Origin of the sequence: Paenibacillus sp. cl141a (assembly GCF_900109305.1) — a bacterium.
Lineage (GTDB): Bacteria > Bacillota > Bacilli > Paenibacillales > Paenibacillaceae > Paenibacillus_AQ > Paenibacillus_AQ lautus_A.
The window spans coordinates 210,040-223,223 of sequence record NZ_FNZO01000002.1 but is presented as its reverse complement, the minus strand read 5'-3'; the positions used below and the strand labels follow the sequence as shown (position 1 = coordinate 223,223).

16 protein-coding genes and 1 pseudogene are annotated in these 13,184 nt (G+C 46.4%); 3 read left to right on the top strand and 14 right to left on the bottom strand.

Annotated elements, in window-relative coordinates; translation table 11 throughout:
- Window positions 1–62: 62 nt before the first annotated feature.
- The 5 genes from BMX45_RS06140 to BMX45_RS06120 all read right to left on the bottom strand — a co-directional run bounded on the left by BMX45_RS06140 (window position 63) and on the right by BMX45_RS06120 (window position 5,159).
- Window positions 63–893, bottom strand: a complete 831-nt coding sequence (locus BMX45_RS06140; protein ID WP_090908959.1) for a phosphoenolpyruvate hydrolase family protein — start codon at window positions 891–893, stop codon at window positions 63–65.
- A gap of 49 nt (window positions 894–942) precedes the next feature.
- Entirely contained in the window at window positions 943–2,154 is a 1,212-nt protein-coding gene (locus BMX45_RS06135; RefSeq protein ID WP_090909526.1) for a Tm-1-like ATP-binding domain-containing protein, read from the bottom strand.
- A gap of 129 nt (window positions 2,155–2,283) precedes the next feature.
- Window positions 2,284–3,489, bottom strand: a complete 1,206-nt coding sequence (locus BMX45_RS06130) for a phosphoenolpyruvate hydrolase family protein (RefSeq protein ID WP_254777981.1) — start codon at window positions 3,487–3,489, stop codon at window positions 2,284–2,286.
- A gap of 80 nt (window positions 3,490–3,569) precedes the next feature.
- On the bottom strand, window positions 3,570–4,205 hold the full coding sequence (locus BMX45_RS06125; protein WP_090908957.1) for a pyridoxamine 5'-phosphate oxidase family protein: 636 nt from the start codon (window positions 4,203–4,205) through the stop codon (window positions 3,570–3,572).
- A 141-nt stretch (window positions 4,206–4,346) separates the two neighbouring features.
- Window positions 4,347–5,159 (bottom strand): undecaprenyl-diphosphate phosphatase, encoded by an 813-nt coding sequence (locus tag BMX45_RS06120; RefSeq protein WP_090908956.1) that lies wholly within the window; start codon window positions 5,157–5,159, stop codon window positions 4,347–4,349.
- Window positions 5,160–5,721: 562 nt separating this feature from the next.
- Between BMX45_RS06120 and BMX45_RS06115 the strand changes: the two genes are divergently transcribed.
- Window positions 5,722–6,879, top strand: coding sequence for a PsbP-related protein (locus BMX45_RS06115; protein WP_090908955.1), 1,158 nt, complete (start codon window positions 5,722–5,724; stop codon window positions 6,877–6,879).
- An 89-nt stretch (window positions 6,880–6,968) separates the two neighbouring features.
- Here BMX45_RS06115 and BMX45_RS30945 read toward each other — a convergent pair whose 3' ends face one another.
- Complete coding sequence (locus BMX45_RS30945; protein WP_139212436.1) at window positions 6,969–7,133, bottom strand: sporulation protein Cse60; 165 nt, start codon at window positions 7,131–7,133, stop codon at window positions 6,969–6,971.
- Window positions 7,134–7,344: 211 nt separating this feature from the next.
- Between BMX45_RS30945 and BMX45_RS06110 the strand changes: the two genes are divergently transcribed.
- Together BMX45_RS06110 and BMX45_RS06105 are read left to right on the top strand one after the other, a co-directional pair.
- Complete coding sequence (locus BMX45_RS06110) at window positions 7,345–8,031, top strand: hypothetical protein (RefSeq protein ID WP_090908954.1); 687 nt, start codon at window positions 7,345–7,347, stop codon at window positions 8,029–8,031.
- Window positions 8,032–8,198: 167 nt separating this feature from the next.
- On the top strand, window positions 8,199–8,438 hold the full coding sequence (locus tag BMX45_RS06105; protein ID WP_090908953.1) for a WGxxGxxG family protein: 240 nt from the start codon (window positions 8,199–8,201) through the stop codon (window positions 8,436–8,438).
- A 462-nt stretch (window positions 8,439–8,900) separates the two neighbouring features.
- Here BMX45_RS06105 and BMX45_RS06100 read toward each other — a convergent pair whose 3' ends face one another.
- The 8 genes and pseudogenes from BMX45_RS06100 to BMX45_RS06075 all read right to left on the bottom strand — a co-directional run bounded on the left by BMX45_RS06100 (window position 8,901) and on the right by BMX45_RS06075 (window position 12,615).
- The gene (locus BMX45_RS06100) at window positions 8,901–9,290 is read right to left on the bottom strand and encodes a YmaF family protein (RefSeq protein ID WP_083829990.1); all 390 of its coding nucleotides are present in this window, start codon (window positions 9,288–9,290) and stop codon (window positions 8,901–8,903) included.
- 120 nt (window positions 9,291–9,410) lie between these two features.
- Window positions 9,411–9,581 (bottom strand): annotated as a pseudogene (locus BMX45_RS06095) (DUF2935 domain-containing protein); the annotation flags it as partial.
- Between the two features lie 492 nt (window positions 9,582–10,073).
- A complete protein-coding gene (locus BMX45_RS06090; protein WP_090908952.1) occupies window positions 10,074–10,514 on the bottom strand; it encodes a NucA/NucB deoxyribonuclease domain-containing protein in 441 nt (146 codons plus the stop codon).
- Between the two features lie 296 nt (window positions 10,515–10,810).
- Window positions 10,811–11,035, bottom strand: coding sequence for a hypothetical protein (locus tag BMX45_RS31235; protein ID WP_175495052.1), 225 nt, complete (start codon window positions 11,033–11,035; stop codon window positions 10,811–10,813).
- Window positions 11,036–11,394: 359 nt separating this feature from the next.
- Window positions 11,395–11,469 carry a hypothetical protein gene (locus tag BMX45_RS30940; RefSeq protein WP_368087163.1) on the bottom strand — a complete coding sequence of 25 codons (75 nt, stop codon included), beginning with the start codon at window positions 11,467–11,469 and terminating at the stop codon, window positions 11,395–11,397.
- The gene (locus BMX45_RS31715; protein ID WP_090908951.1) at window positions 11,459–11,644 is read right to left on the bottom strand and encodes a hypothetical protein; all 186 of its coding nucleotides are present in this window, start codon (window positions 11,642–11,644) and stop codon (window positions 11,459–11,461) included. Before BMX45_RS31715 ends, BMX45_RS30940 begins: the two co-directional genes overlap by 11 nt.
- Window positions 11,641–11,943, bottom strand: coding sequence for a hypothetical protein (locus tag BMX45_RS06080; protein ID WP_090908950.1), 303 nt, complete (start codon window positions 11,941–11,943; stop codon window positions 11,641–11,643). Before BMX45_RS06080 ends, BMX45_RS31715 begins: the two co-directional genes overlap by 4 nt.
- 369 nt (window positions 11,944–12,312) lie before the next feature.
- Window positions 12,313–12,615 (bottom strand): helix-turn-helix domain-containing protein, encoded by a 303-nt coding sequence (locus BMX45_RS06075; protein ID WP_175495051.1) that lies wholly within the window; start codon window positions 12,613–12,615, stop codon window positions 12,313–12,315.
- Window positions 12,616–13,184 lie beyond the last annotated feature (569 nt).

The window sequence follows — 13,184 nt, the reverse complement described above, 5'->3', positions numbered from 1 at the left end:
TCCCTGACGGGAGTCTTCTGCGTTCCTTAGGATCATAACCATACTTTTTCCAGCTTACGACTTCATTTCGAAATATTCTTGAATGCCTCTGTCTGCTGCTTGATGCCAACCTCGGTGGCAAAACGCTCGATGCTGGATGCTCCGAAGAATCCTTCCACCCCATGGGTTCTGGACAATACATACGCCGCGTCCTCAGGCTCCGCAATCGGACCGCCATGGCACAGAATCATAATGTCCGGGTTGACGGCTTTTCCGGCATCGCAGATCGCTTGAATCTTGTCCACGCAGTCGTCGAGCGTCAGTGCCGTTTTCGCGCCTATGGTGCCTTTCGTGGTAAGACCCATATGAGCAACCAGGACATCGGCTCCGGCTTCGGCCATCTTCTTCGCCTGATCGACGTCAAACACATACGGCGTGGTCACCAAATCCAGCTCATGCGCCTTCCGGATCATCTCGACCTCAAGATCATAGCCCATGCCCGTCTCTTCCAGATTCGCCCGGAATACGCCGTCAATCAAGCCCACCGTCGGAAAGTTCTGCACGCCCGCGAACCCTTGCTCCTTGAGCTGCTTCAGAAAAATATCCATGATCCGGAACGGGTCCGTACCGCAAACTCCCGCCAAAACCGGCGTATGCTTCACGACCGGCAGCACCTCGTTCCCCATGTCCACCACGATCTGATTGGCATCCCCGTACGCCATCAGTCCAGCGAGAGATCCCCGCCCGGCCATCCGGTAACGGCCCGAGTTATAAATAATGATTAAGTCTACGCCGCCCGCTTCGGCGCTCTTGGCAGAAATCCCTGTCCCTGCTCCAGCTCCCAACAACACCTTACCCGCTCCAACCTCTGATTTTAGTTTCGCTAATACCTCTGCTCTTGTTTGCATGGCCATGATATGTTCCTCCTTCAGTTTGAATGCTTGGCCCTGTGGCTTCCCCTTCTCATTGCCGCTTCATCAATCCCATCAGCTTATCGGCCGCGGCCACAGCAAAAGCTTGATCGTTAATATCGGTATTCATCTCGATCAGCTCGACGGTCTCACGGTCTATCCGTTGTCTTAACGTGTCGAACAGCATCTGATCCTCTTCCGTTCCATGGAATGCTTCGCCTTCCACATCGAGCATCGATACGCCTTTCAGCGGCAGCATCAACACCGTAGGACCTTGCGACGAATTCAGTTTATCCGCAAGGATCCCGCCAAGCTGCCGGTTCTCCTCCACCGTGGTCCGCATCAGCGTAACCGAAGGGTTATGCTTGTACAGGTTTCGTCCCCGAAATGCCTCCGGTACGGTATCGTAAGGACCGAAGTTGACCATATCGAGCGCCCCGGTCGATACGACCTGCGGCACCTTGCAGCGTCCGGCTGCTTCCAGCCGATTCGGCCCTGCCGCCAAAACGCCGCCAACCAGCTCATCGCACCATTCCGTTGTCGTCAAATCCAATACACCGTCAATGAATCCGGCCTCAATGAGGCTTTCCATCGTTCGCCCGCCCGTGCCGGTTGCATGGAACACCAGCACTTCGTACCCATGCAACTCCAGATGCTCTCTGGCATAATCGATGCAGGGGGTCGTTACCCCGAACATCGTCGCTGCAATCAGCGGCTTTTTATCCATCGGCGCAGCCGATTCGAACTTAACCATGCCGGCTATCGCGTGTGCCGCGTTCGTGAATATTTTGGTGGAAAACGAGTTCAGGCCGGATACATCCACGATGGACGGAAACATGATAATGTCGCTCGTCCCTACATAAGGCGCCGTATTGCCGGAAGCGACGGTGGAGACCATTAATTTCGGTACGCCGATCGGCAATGCTCGCATGCCGGCGGTGACGATGGAAGTTCCCCCCGTACCGCCGAATGACAGTATGGCGTCGAATTTGCCCTCTGCATACAGCTTCGGCACGATTTGTTCTATCCCTTGAGCCAATACTGCAGTCCCTGCCGACCGGTCCTTCCGGGCCGCGATTTCGCGCAGATCCGCATCTGCCGCCCCTGCAACCTCGATATTGGTTACATCCGGGGTGAACATCGGCTCAAACACGCCGCTATGAATCGTAAACGTTTGTAACCCCAAGCTCTCGATCACCGATTTAACGTATAAAAACTCAGCACCCTTCGTATCAAACGTCCCCGCAATGGCTATGGTTTTCACCGTAAAGACCTCCCCGTGTCTCTTCTCAGGATCGCTTGCCCCGTTCTGACCGACGGGTCCGGCATGTGATCCCTGCAAGACCATAATACAGCGCTTTCAAATAAAAAGGATCGTATCCATGTACGATCTTTATGTATATTTGTCTTTCATATGCTGACGATAGGCCTGGGGAGACAAGCCCGCGTATTTTTTGAAGGTCTTGCTGAAATGAACATAGTCCGGGTAACCAACCAGCTCCGCTATTCTCCCCAGGGACAGCTTGCTGTGCTTCATGATATCCTGCGCCTTGTGAATACGGTATTTGGCTATATATTCGGGAAAGCTGCACCCCACTTCCCTGTTAAAAAGCGCGCTAAGATGCGTTCTAGAAACGTGGATCCGTTCGGCCAGCTCCGTCATTGAAATCGGGTCTGCATAATGCTCGGCTACGTATTCTTTCACAAAGGCAACATAGTCCATCGGTTCATCAAGTTGCGTCAGCTTATCCATCAGCTGGCGGTCCTGCTCCAGATGGCCCGTTGCCTTAAAACGATGCGTCGCATCCACGATGGCTTCTTCCGTCGGCGTTCGCTCAAAGCTCGAGCCGCCCACGTACCCCATGGCGGACGTGTTGTCGTACATATACTGGACATCGATGGGCGTATGGACCGGACCGCCATATACGAGCTTGATCGGCTGCTTGCCCGAGTCGTCACATACGGCAAAAATTTCTCTGGCGATTTCGGCGCCCTTCTCCAGCGACCATGCTTTCGAGGTCCCCATCATCCCGCCTGCCGTAACGCCCAGATGGGCGCAGATGATATCCGCTCCCGCATCCAGCATCCATGTCGTCTGCTCCGGATTGAATACGAAGGCCATCGTAAACATATCGCGTTCATGGGCAATCCGGATGGCTTCCACCTCCTGCAGATACGTGATGCCTTCTTCCTCTAAGGCTTCGCGGAACTGTCCGTCAATCATTCCTACCGTCGGATAGTTGATGATGCCGGCAAATCCGCTTCCGCGAATGGCATCCAAGTATCCCGGCAGCTGAACGGTTGGATCCGTTCCGCATAGACCGAATATCACCGGTGCGTCGCGGACCACGGAAAGAATTTCGCGCGAGCCGAAATCCATCACCATTTCATTGCAGTTCGCATAGGGCATGAAGCCCGCCAGGGAGCCCAGCCCCATCTGCCGAAAACGGCCCGAATTCAAGGCCAGTATCAGATCGGCACCGCCTTTGACCGCATATTTTGCCGATATTCCTGCCCCTGCCGCTACCCCGATCAGTCGCTCCTGGGTCTGTATCCCCCTATATAATCGATCCAATACCTGTTCTCTGGTCGTTATCAAAGTTATTGGTCCCCTTATCTTCAATCTGACCGTCATCTCTCATCGTTTCTTTATATCGCTATACCTATTATAAATGAAAATCAATAGAGGCGATTCGTGTAACTATCCTGCATTCCCCGGGTAACGGATTCCTCCGTCACATGGTGTTGATTCACATGATCCGCGATGATCTTGGACGGATTCGGCAGCTGATCGCTGGGTATCCAAGAATCGGGATCCCATGCTTGCGAACGCATGAAAGCTTTTGCACAGTGCATATAGCATTCCTCGACCGAGACCGCAATGCCAAGCCATGGGCGTTTGCCCCGTACGCTAAGCCGGTCCAGGATTTCCTCGTCCCTTACCAAGACGGCGCAGCCGTTGATTCGTAAGGTCTCCTTCAAACCCGGTATGACAAACACGATCCCGACTCTAGGGTTGGAGAGGATATTCCGCAGCGAATCAAACCGTCGATTGCCCGGACGCTCGGGAATGATTAAGCAGGATTCATCGATCACATGCACAAATCCCGCCGCATCTCCCCGGGGCGAAACGTCGCAGGATCCGGATGCGTCGGAAGTAGCCATAAACAACAAGGGACTTTTCGCAATAAAGTCTTTGCAATGATGGTCCAATCGATGAATCGTTTTATGTTTGACCACGTGATTGGAATCGCCGAACAAGTTTCGAAGTTCCTCCTCCGATGAAATGACCGATTGAAACGGAAATTTTGACATCACAATCACCCTCCTATTAGCTTCATCTTATACCTTTCTTATATTCCGATACTACGCAATGATCGCCTTGCTTCCCTTCCACAGTATGAAAAAAAGCTCCTCACAAGTTCAAGGAACCTTATGAGAAGCCTTCCCTCATTCTTATAAGAAGACAAGCAGCAAAATGCCGACCACAAAGCAATAATAAGCGAAATATTTCAGATTCCCGCGCGCCATGATATTCATGAACCATTTCATCGCAAAATAGGTGCAGATGAGTGTCGCGATAAACGCGATCGAATAGGGAATGAACAGCGGAGCAAAATCGGGATCCGATGCGATATCCGACACGCCCAGAACCATGCCGCCGAGGCTTATCGGAATGTACAGCATAAAGGAAAACCGCAGGGCCGTCTCCTGCTTCATCCCCACGGCGATCGACGTAATGACGGTCGAACCGGATCGGCTGATCCCAGGAATCAGCGCCACCGCCTGTGCCAAGCCTACGATAAGCGCGTCCTTGAACGACAAGTCATTATCCAGCTTGCGGCCGCGAAGGTTCCGAATCAGCCAAAGGGCGACTCCCGTAAATAGCAGCGCGACGCCTACCGTGCGAACCGAAGCGAATATTTCCTCAATCTGGTCTTTGAACAACAGTCCGATGATGACAGCCGGAATCGTACCCACAATAATATACAGAATGAACATGAAGTCAGATTTAAACTCCGGTCGTCGTGTCCGAACATAACTTAGGCCATTCACAATCAATCTCTGCAAATCCTTGCGAAAGATGAACACGATCGCAATCAATGAGGCCGTATTGGTCAGTATTTCGAACGACAGCCCGTTCTGCTCCATGCCCATCAGCCTTTGGGCGACAATCAAATGACCGCTGGAGGATACCGGAATCGGCTCCGTAACCCCTTGCACGATCCCCAACAGCAGGTACTTCAACCACAAGATGAAATCTTCCATTACTCTCCTACTTTCTTTGCAACAATGGGTATAGCTTAGATAAAAATACTAGTCTATCATATCTCAAAAAAACAGAAAGAATCAAACCACGATCAGAGTAATCGTTGGTGCATGAAGCTGCCGGAAAAACGATAAGCGCCCGTTGATCCATTGCGCAAAAAAGATATGTAAACAAGAGAAGCCCCTCTAACCACGGAATTAGAGGGGCTCCTAATCTATTGTTAAGAGGTGATTCCATCATAAAATACGTAGCTTAATGGAACCTTAAAGCTTCATTAGCGGGACATAAAAAGTTGGGGATGCCGACTTCACCTCTGGCGTCCGATATCAAACGGTTATATCAACATAAGACATGGTTCTTTTTTCCCATAATCATCGGTATTTCCACAAATTTCTCGGAATTTATCATGAAACATAGAAATATATACCTAGTTCTGATAGACTATTCTATAATCTTCCTATTCTTGATAAAAGCTTGCGTACCAAATTACCAGCAACTAGCGGAATTATTCCGGTCGAGCAAATACCCTAGCCGATAGGGACAACAGAAAAGAGCCTAGTCATGAAGCACCGAACAAAATTATCCGTACTATTTCTTTTACTCATCATCCTGACTGCATGCAGTTCTCAGAAAGACACAACCGAACAACCTTCATCCGTCCCTGCACCGGCAGACCAGGAAGTGGCGAAAAACACGGCTGCTGTAAGTGCAGAGGATACAGGAAACATGGAAACCCAACTCTATACGGGCGAGAACTTCTCCTTTTCATATCCTTCTACATGGAAGGATGCACAACTTAACATGCCTCAAATCGTTGCTGCATTTGTCGATTCGAATCCCAAGGGCAATTTTGCCGATAATCTAAATTTGATTGTCGAGGAATCATCCGCAACTCCCGAGGAAGCAGCTAACTCCTCGGTCCATGCTTTATCCAATGGAGCTGGCGGAGAGGTGATACAAAACTTTAAAAAATTGAATTACATCGACGTTCCCGAGAAAGCAGCCGGGATCCTGGAGAGCGAATATACTCAAGGAGAGTTAAACGCGCAAGTGGTATTGACTCAATATTTTGTTTCGAACGGCAATGAGCTTTACACTCTTTCGATTTCCTGTTCCAAAACAGCTTACGATAACGGGGGTAAGGCGGTTGTCCAAAAAATAATGGATTCATTCGAAATCGTCAAAATTAGCGAAGAGGCTGCACTCCCGAATACTAATGATGGCAGTAATGCCGAGGAATTGACACAACAAAACCTATTCGCTGAAATCATGGCTTATATTATCCCAATAGAAATTGAAGACGGAGCACTTGACGAGCTAACCTATAACTACTTTGTTGAGCACTATGAGTTATTTCCAGCGCTTACGCCCGAAGCTCAAAAGAGAGCGAAGGCTGAAGTCGATCCCAACATCACGTCACGTCACCTCAACAAAAATCTGAGCCCCTATTTGGACCAGATGTTTGAGGTCAGTGGATACGTAGTTGATATCATCGAAGAGGAACTCGACGAGGGCGTTACCGTTACCGAAATTCACATCGTCGATGATAACGACAATTCCATTATCGGTTTTTATGCCCACTCTACCGGCGATATTTTGCAAGACGATGATGTAACGATGAGGGGAGTTCCGGCAACCTATTTTTCATTCGAAAATATTAGCGGCGGAACCACCAATTCCATTCTTATAGGAGTTTCGACCATCGAAAAGACCCCATAGTTGAAAATGGAAATGCCCCTTTTTGAATAGCGCCCTTTTTCAGCTCAGTCATGCAAGAATAGAGAAAAGCACCTTTAGGGTGCTTTTCTCTATTCTTTATATATGACTAAAATATCATACGTTCCGTCTGCCGATGAAAGCTTAATATCCTTCACATCGTCAGGATGAATGTTATACAGGAATTCATTCACCTGATCCTGCAATTCGTCCAGATTGGAATCGCTAAAGAGCTCGACCTTCAATGTTTTTAGCATATAAGCACCCCCTAATTTCAAACTTCGACATTAAACGGGAGTTCCCTGCTGGAATCGTGTAAACGGACGCGGATCATCTATAACTTACACGGGCCATTGATCTGTTTTCCACACGCACTGCTAAATAACACCCCAAATTATGGTATATTGGTGGAGTTGTTGTTCGATTTAGAGAAATGATGATAAAAAATGTTGTGGTGGTGGACGCATTATGAAAGTTAAACACAAACGAATCATCAGGTTTGCTGCCAAACTGATATTGCTTTCGGCCGTTCTCTTCTACGCCTTCATCTATGTGATGGAACGCCCTGGCGGATTAACGGATCGGCGCATGTCGCGAGCGCTGGGGCAGGACAATATCCTTCATATCCCGCTCGGGAAGACCCCGGATAACGCGGTCGAACAGTTTAGAGGCCCATCCTCCATGCATGTCATTCACCGCGAGCCCGTGAGCGGAGGCACTCTTTTATTTATGAAACGACCTTACCAAGTTGGAAGCCATAATTTGCAAGTAGAATATGTGCGAAAAACTCGGATCGGTTGGAAATGGGCTTGGGGCGGCGGATATGGAATCGGCGAATCTTCACAATCCCTAGCAGCGTTAAATTACATGGGCATGCCTGAATTAGACCATCTCTCTACCCCTTTTCCCATGGTGTTCGGGGATATTCTGGACCCCTCGATAAAAAAAGTAAGCGTCAAAATCAAGGGCAAAGGTAGTTATAACGCTAAGCTGACTGCTGCGGAAGCTGGAAGGATGATCTGGTTCGTATTTCTGCCGTCGCCCGCTTCCACACCTTTTGATATCGAAGGTTTGGACAGTGAGGGGAATCTCATCGCCCGCAAAACAATAACCGATCCGCGAGACAGCGGCTCGGTCCATTTCGAAATGGATTGACATTAATCCGGTGAAATTGCGGATAAAAAGGAAAATTCGCACAGTCTCACTACTCGGAAGGCAGAAGTACACTCGTTTGGTAAAGAATCGTTAAAGATTATTTGGGGCAAGATAATTTTGGTACCTGCCCATGCATTTAAGAGAAACTGAGAAAGGAGGTCCTTAACATGAAGAAAATCTGCATGTCTTTTCTCGCGGCTATGAGCATTGCTTGCATGTTGGTTGTCCCTGTTTCCGCCGATAACAACAACAGGAATGCAAATGACATGAGCACAAACAGCGTGAACGCTAGAAGTTATAACACCAACGCAGCCACCAATGATAACGATAGAGATTGGGGTTGGCTTGGATTAATTGGTCTTGCCGGTCTTGCCGGGTTAAGACGCCGTACCCCGGAGCGCCATTAATTTTGGCGATAAGCTTAGGCAACACAGGCAAAATCCTGCTCTTATAAGAGCAGGATTTTTCTTTTTAGGTACCTTTAACTCGTGACTTTAAATCCCCATTCTTCATGCTTTACTCTACTTTACCGGAACTTCTATTTTGTTACTCCGTATGAATCTTCAAGGGGTTGATTTCAAGTGGTATGGATGTTATTTGCGTCGTTATCATTCTAAGTTGCCGCTATACTTTCATGAATCCGGATTTGGATTGGATACGATGGAATAAAAGGTTGCCGGAAGACTACGAGCAGGACGATCATGATTTGTTAAAAACCCAGGTCGGTGCGGCAATAGCATGACAAGCAGCATAAAGAGAACGAAGGAATACTTCATATTATGTAAGGGCGTCTGATAATGCAAAGGCATGAGGTAATAGTCAAAGGCATATTATATTAAAACAAAAAGCATAATGAACGAAACTATTATTTACCCTTGTTCATCACCTGTGTTTCCGCTATAACGATGAGCATGTGGGATCCTCCCATCTACGGTGGTATAACCTTCAAAATAATGATAGTGCCCACCGCCTGCCAATGGAATGGCGGGTCCAGTTGTTCCTCTAATCATGTGCTTGTGCTGGTCATTAAATGATGTTTGGGCATGGTAATTATGAACGTGTGGCACGCCGCTTGGAGCTGGTTCAGTTATACCCACGTAATGATGGAAATGTCCAACATCAAAAGAGGTATCTCCTTGAAAGGGATGGACATGAACGTTAACCGGTCTTCCATCCCAAGATGTTAGAAAGAGTTGATGGGAATGACTGGAATCAGAGTTATCGGAATGAACAACAAAGCCCGTGATTTTTATTTCCATCCAATAGCGCCTCCCTTATATTAATGCATGATTTCTTTCTTGTTTACCTTCATGCCAGATAATGACCGATCGAACATGTCTAGGATAAATAAGAATCGTTCAGCTTCACGAAAAACATGATCTGCTAGCCTCATTGATTAACTGCGTATCTTCACATCTAAATCCTAATCGAAGAAAAAAAGAATGTTCTTTCATAATGCGTGACCAAAAACGTATTTCGTCTAATGACCTGACTACAAAAGGATCCGACAACCCTACCCCACCTTTCGGCGCACGAAATAAGACAACCATTTATAGTGGCTCGATACAATGTATATGGGGATAGCATGTTTCAATATGCTATGTTAGAAAAATATGTAGAAAAAACAATTAGGCGTTAAAACGTATAGGATATTCCTAATTGGCTTAATAGTATGGGCTGTTAGTCTTGCAGCTACATTTCTAGTCGTAGTGGAGATTGCAACTGCCGCGTGTTCAATGCATCGTAGTAAATTTTACCTACCTCTGATATACTGACATTATTACTATTGTCATGGGTGAGTGATCAATCAGATGTGGAATAAAGAACTAAAAATAGCCATTCGAGAGAAGCAAAGCGTAACCGTATACCTTACCAATGGCGAAGTATTACAAGGCATACCGGATTCTTGTACAGATCGCTTAAAGATGCGGAGTGTTTATGGGCCAGTCTGGGTGCCCTTAGATGAAGTAAAGCATGTGAGTCGATTAATACGGCTAAACATAAAAAAAGAACCTACTGGCATTAGCTAGTAGGCTTTTTTGCTATCTAAAAATGAAATGTACCTGGGTACCGTCCGGGTATCCCTCCAAATAGTTACCTACCCAGCTGCCTGCTCCTCGATTGTCAGATGGATTTATGTATTCGACACTTGCACCGTCTCCGCCTTCGGCACACATGGCCATCGGCCACTCATCCCGATCATAACCTTTTTTCGTAGGGGTTCCCTTTAGTGAAGAACTCCTGTTATCATCTGCACCAGTTCGATCAATGGTACAAACATCGGAATGCCCGGATTCAATGGCCTTTTTTATGTGGTCCGCTGTCTCAGGATATGTATCCGCTGGAAACTCCAATTCGACAACGGTACCCGGTATTGGTGGGTTGACACTACTGTCGTCTAACTCTGGAAAATAATTAAGGACCAACCAAACCAATAACAAGGGTAAGACCGTTGTTCCAAACTTCAAAAATAACTTTTTCATGCTAATTCTCCCCCATTCAAAACAAAAAAACTGCCAGCATAGGCCAACAGGGATTTTCTTATCGATGCCTTCAGTTTGCTTTTTTAGTATAAGCAAGTTGGCATATATTTGTAAATCACGAAAAGGAGAGCCGCAGAACATGTCAGAAGCGGCGTGATATATATGCCGAGGCCGTGTCCCTTCTCAGCTTTCTTCTGAATGCCGGTACTTATACTGATCGCCCAATTTATTTAGGTCAAGTGTCACTATTCATTTGTACACATAATATGCACTATCTCATGATGAAAAGGAGAAGATCAAAATGAATCAACAAAGCTATAGCGTTCAAGGTAATCAACAAAGGGAACCACAGCCTTATCATTACGGCCACGAGCACGAGCATGGCCATCACCCACATTTTCATCCCTACAGTAACCCGTCAGGCCATCATATGATCCATCATCACCACCATCATCATCACCACTTTCACCACCACTACCAGATGAGGAGAGAAGAAGATTAATATTAGAAAAAGATAACAATAAGGCGAGAAGAGTTACGCCCTCATGCTGCCGAGCGTGTCATTGTCGTCTTTATCTATGGGGATAGCCCCACACATATTAGTATGCTCGCGTGATTGATAATAAAAGGCTCCCTCTCGGGAGCCTATTAAATAGCGGTATTATAAGGTTTTTTAAGGCCTTACTTACATCATGCCGCCCATGCTTTTGGGCGGTTTTCTGTTTCCCCACATTGTTAAAAAGTCCGGTGTATCAAGGATTTCGGTCTGTTGATTCCGTCGGATATTACCGAGTAAAAATGACTATGTGGGGAAATGTGTGGGGAATGTGGGAAGCCGAGTTTACTGGATATCTTATCATCCCTTGTTATTACCCTCTAACTAATTAATAAACGCTTTTTTAGGGATAAGGATAGTTCGCCCTACTCGCACATAGTGAAACTGATTAGAATTTATTAGTTCGTACGCTTGTTGTTGACCAATCCCTAGTATTTGTTTGGGTCTTATGATCTTCTTCTTTTCTCTTCAGTCGCTTGATATCATCTATAATCAATTCAATTTCCCGGTTAACATATTGCTGCAGATCAACGAGCCTTCTTTTCAGAAATTCAATTTGTTGTTCAGTGTTCATTTAATTACAAACTCCTTGGGCAGGCAGTCGTCAACTGACAGTTGTTGCTTCCGTACTGCTTCTCTTCTTGCTTGATTAATAACAATTTTCGGTATGACGATGCCTATAAGCCCATGTTTCCCTGGAATATACTTCGTGACTCTTTCCTTGATATCTTGTACCTCTGATTGCTTTTGTTTTGGTATAGAATTTCGTGTTATTTTCATGGCGTACCTCCAATGAATTTTATAGTTACTCTCAATTAATTCATCGGACAAAAGAAACCCTCTGCGAATCCCTTCCGCTTTCTTTTTGCCCATTATCTCACCTCAACTTCCGAATTTTGATCATTTTTTTCACTTCGCTAGTTCGGCTGCTTAATTTCGAAGCAAAAATTAAAAACGCCCCCAATTCGGACAGACCGAAGCGGAAGCGGAAGTGTTTTTTTGAATTAAAATCTAGGCCTAGATCGGGGTCGTCCGCACCCGCACTTGGTTTACAGCGCTGGAAGGACCCGCTCAGCACTAAGCGAGGATGAGGATAGGTGCTTCTCGCTATATGTTTTATATTATTATTTTTTTATTTCTTTCTTGGGGGGGGGGGGTAAATTGACCCCCTCTAGTGGTGGTGGGTCGGCCCCTCTAGCAAATTTCAATTATTGTAGTGGGGGTGAATTGACCCCCTCTAGATCACGGACGGTAAAGTTCGTAAACGTTGGTCGCTCTTCCCCCATTTGCTTCGTCGCCAATATACTTCTTGATTAATCCTTTGTCCGTAAGAGCCTGGATAGCATTAATGGCAGTCCTCCGATTTATTCCCAAATGATCGGCAATTTCTGTGTAGCTCACTTCCGAAAGATTATCCGATTGTATGTTTTGCATGAGATATAAGTAAGTTGAAAACTCGCTTCCCGACAGCCCCATCTTTTCAACACCACTTTTGAACTTGATTCCATCCCTGGTCTTTACTTCGCTGGTAACCCTTTGGCTCATAGCGCTCGCCTCCATAGTGCAATATTATTCACTGATTATTAGTGTATTTAAATTCACTAATAAAGACAAGCTTTATTTATTTCAATGCTGGTCAATTTGCGCTGTTATTCCTTATACCGAAAGGGTTTATGCTGGTCATTCAGGGGTTGCGTTTAATACCGTCAAATAATGAAAGGGAGTCGGCATTAGTGGACACCCTTGGTGATAGCGAAAAGAATACTGTCGCTCAAACCGACGGAAATCGCGGAAACCCAAAACACCCATCCGCTTTTTAAGCTGAATTCCATAAGAACTGGTTTACGAAAAAACACCCAACATCATTTGGAGGTACATTCACCCCATCTGCGTATATGGTGTTCTTTTTTGCTTATAATTTCTTTGGTTTCAGGCAGACATATGTCTAAAATCCGGGAATTTGTTGAAAATGTCTACACTTTGACTTTCCGCATGAAGTCTACTAGGAAGGGGACATCTAAAAATCAGGATCTTTCCATAACTTTTTCCTGTTTCTAGGTGTTTATATTATTAGGAGCATAATTTCCGCTTATAAATTCTGGTCAGACACTGGA

Excerpts from the sequence above, each read along its gene's own strand:
- BMX45_RS06140 (WP_090908959.1), bottom strand. The coding sequence starts at position 893 with ATGGCCATGCAAACAAGAGCAGAGGTATTAGCGAAACTAAAATCAGAG.
- BMX45_RS06125 (WP_090908957.1), bottom strand. The coding sequence starts at position 4,205 with ATGTCAAAATTTCCGTTTCAATCGGTCATTTCATCGGAGGAGGAACTT.
- BMX45_RS06120 (WP_090908956.1), bottom strand. The coding sequence starts at position 5,159 with ATGGAAGATTTCATCTTGTGGTTGAAGTACCTGCTGTTGGGGATCGTG.
- BMX45_RS06115 (WP_090908955.1), top strand. The coding sequence starts at position 5,722 with ATGAAGCACCGAACAAAATTATCCGTACTATTTCTTTTACTCATCATC.
- BMX45_RS30945 (WP_139212436.1), bottom strand. The coding sequence starts at position 7,133 with ATGCTAAAAACATTGAAGGTCGAGCTCTTTAGCGATTCCAATCTGGAC.
- BMX45_RS06110 (WP_090908954.1), top strand. The coding sequence starts at position 7,345 with ATGAAAGTTAAACACAAACGAATCATCAGGTTTGCTGCCAAACTGATA.
- BMX45_RS06105 (WP_090908953.1), top strand. The coding sequence starts at position 8,199 with ATGAAGAAAATCTGCATGTCTTTTCTCGCGGCTATGAGCATTGCTTGC.
- BMX45_RS06100 (WP_083829990.1), bottom strand. The coding sequence starts at position 9,290 with ATGGAAATAAAAATCACGGGCTTTGTTGTTCATTCCGATAACTCTGAT.
- BMX45_RS06090 (WP_090908952.1), bottom strand. The coding sequence starts at position 10,514 with ATGAAAAAGTTATTTTTGAAGTTTGGAACAACGGTCTTACCCTTGTTA.
- BMX45_RS31715 (WP_090908951.1), bottom strand. The coding sequence starts at position 11,644 with ATGAACACTGAACAACAAATTGAATTTCTGAAAAGAAGGCTCGTTGAT.
- BMX45_RS06080 (WP_090908950.1), bottom strand. The coding sequence starts at position 11,943 with ATGGGCAAAAAGAAAGCGGAAGGGATTCGCAGAGGGTTTCTTTTGTCC.
- BMX45_RS06075 (WP_175495051.1), bottom strand. The coding sequence starts at position 12,615 with ATGAGCCAAAGGGTTACCAGCGAAGTAAAGACCAGGGATGGAATCAAG.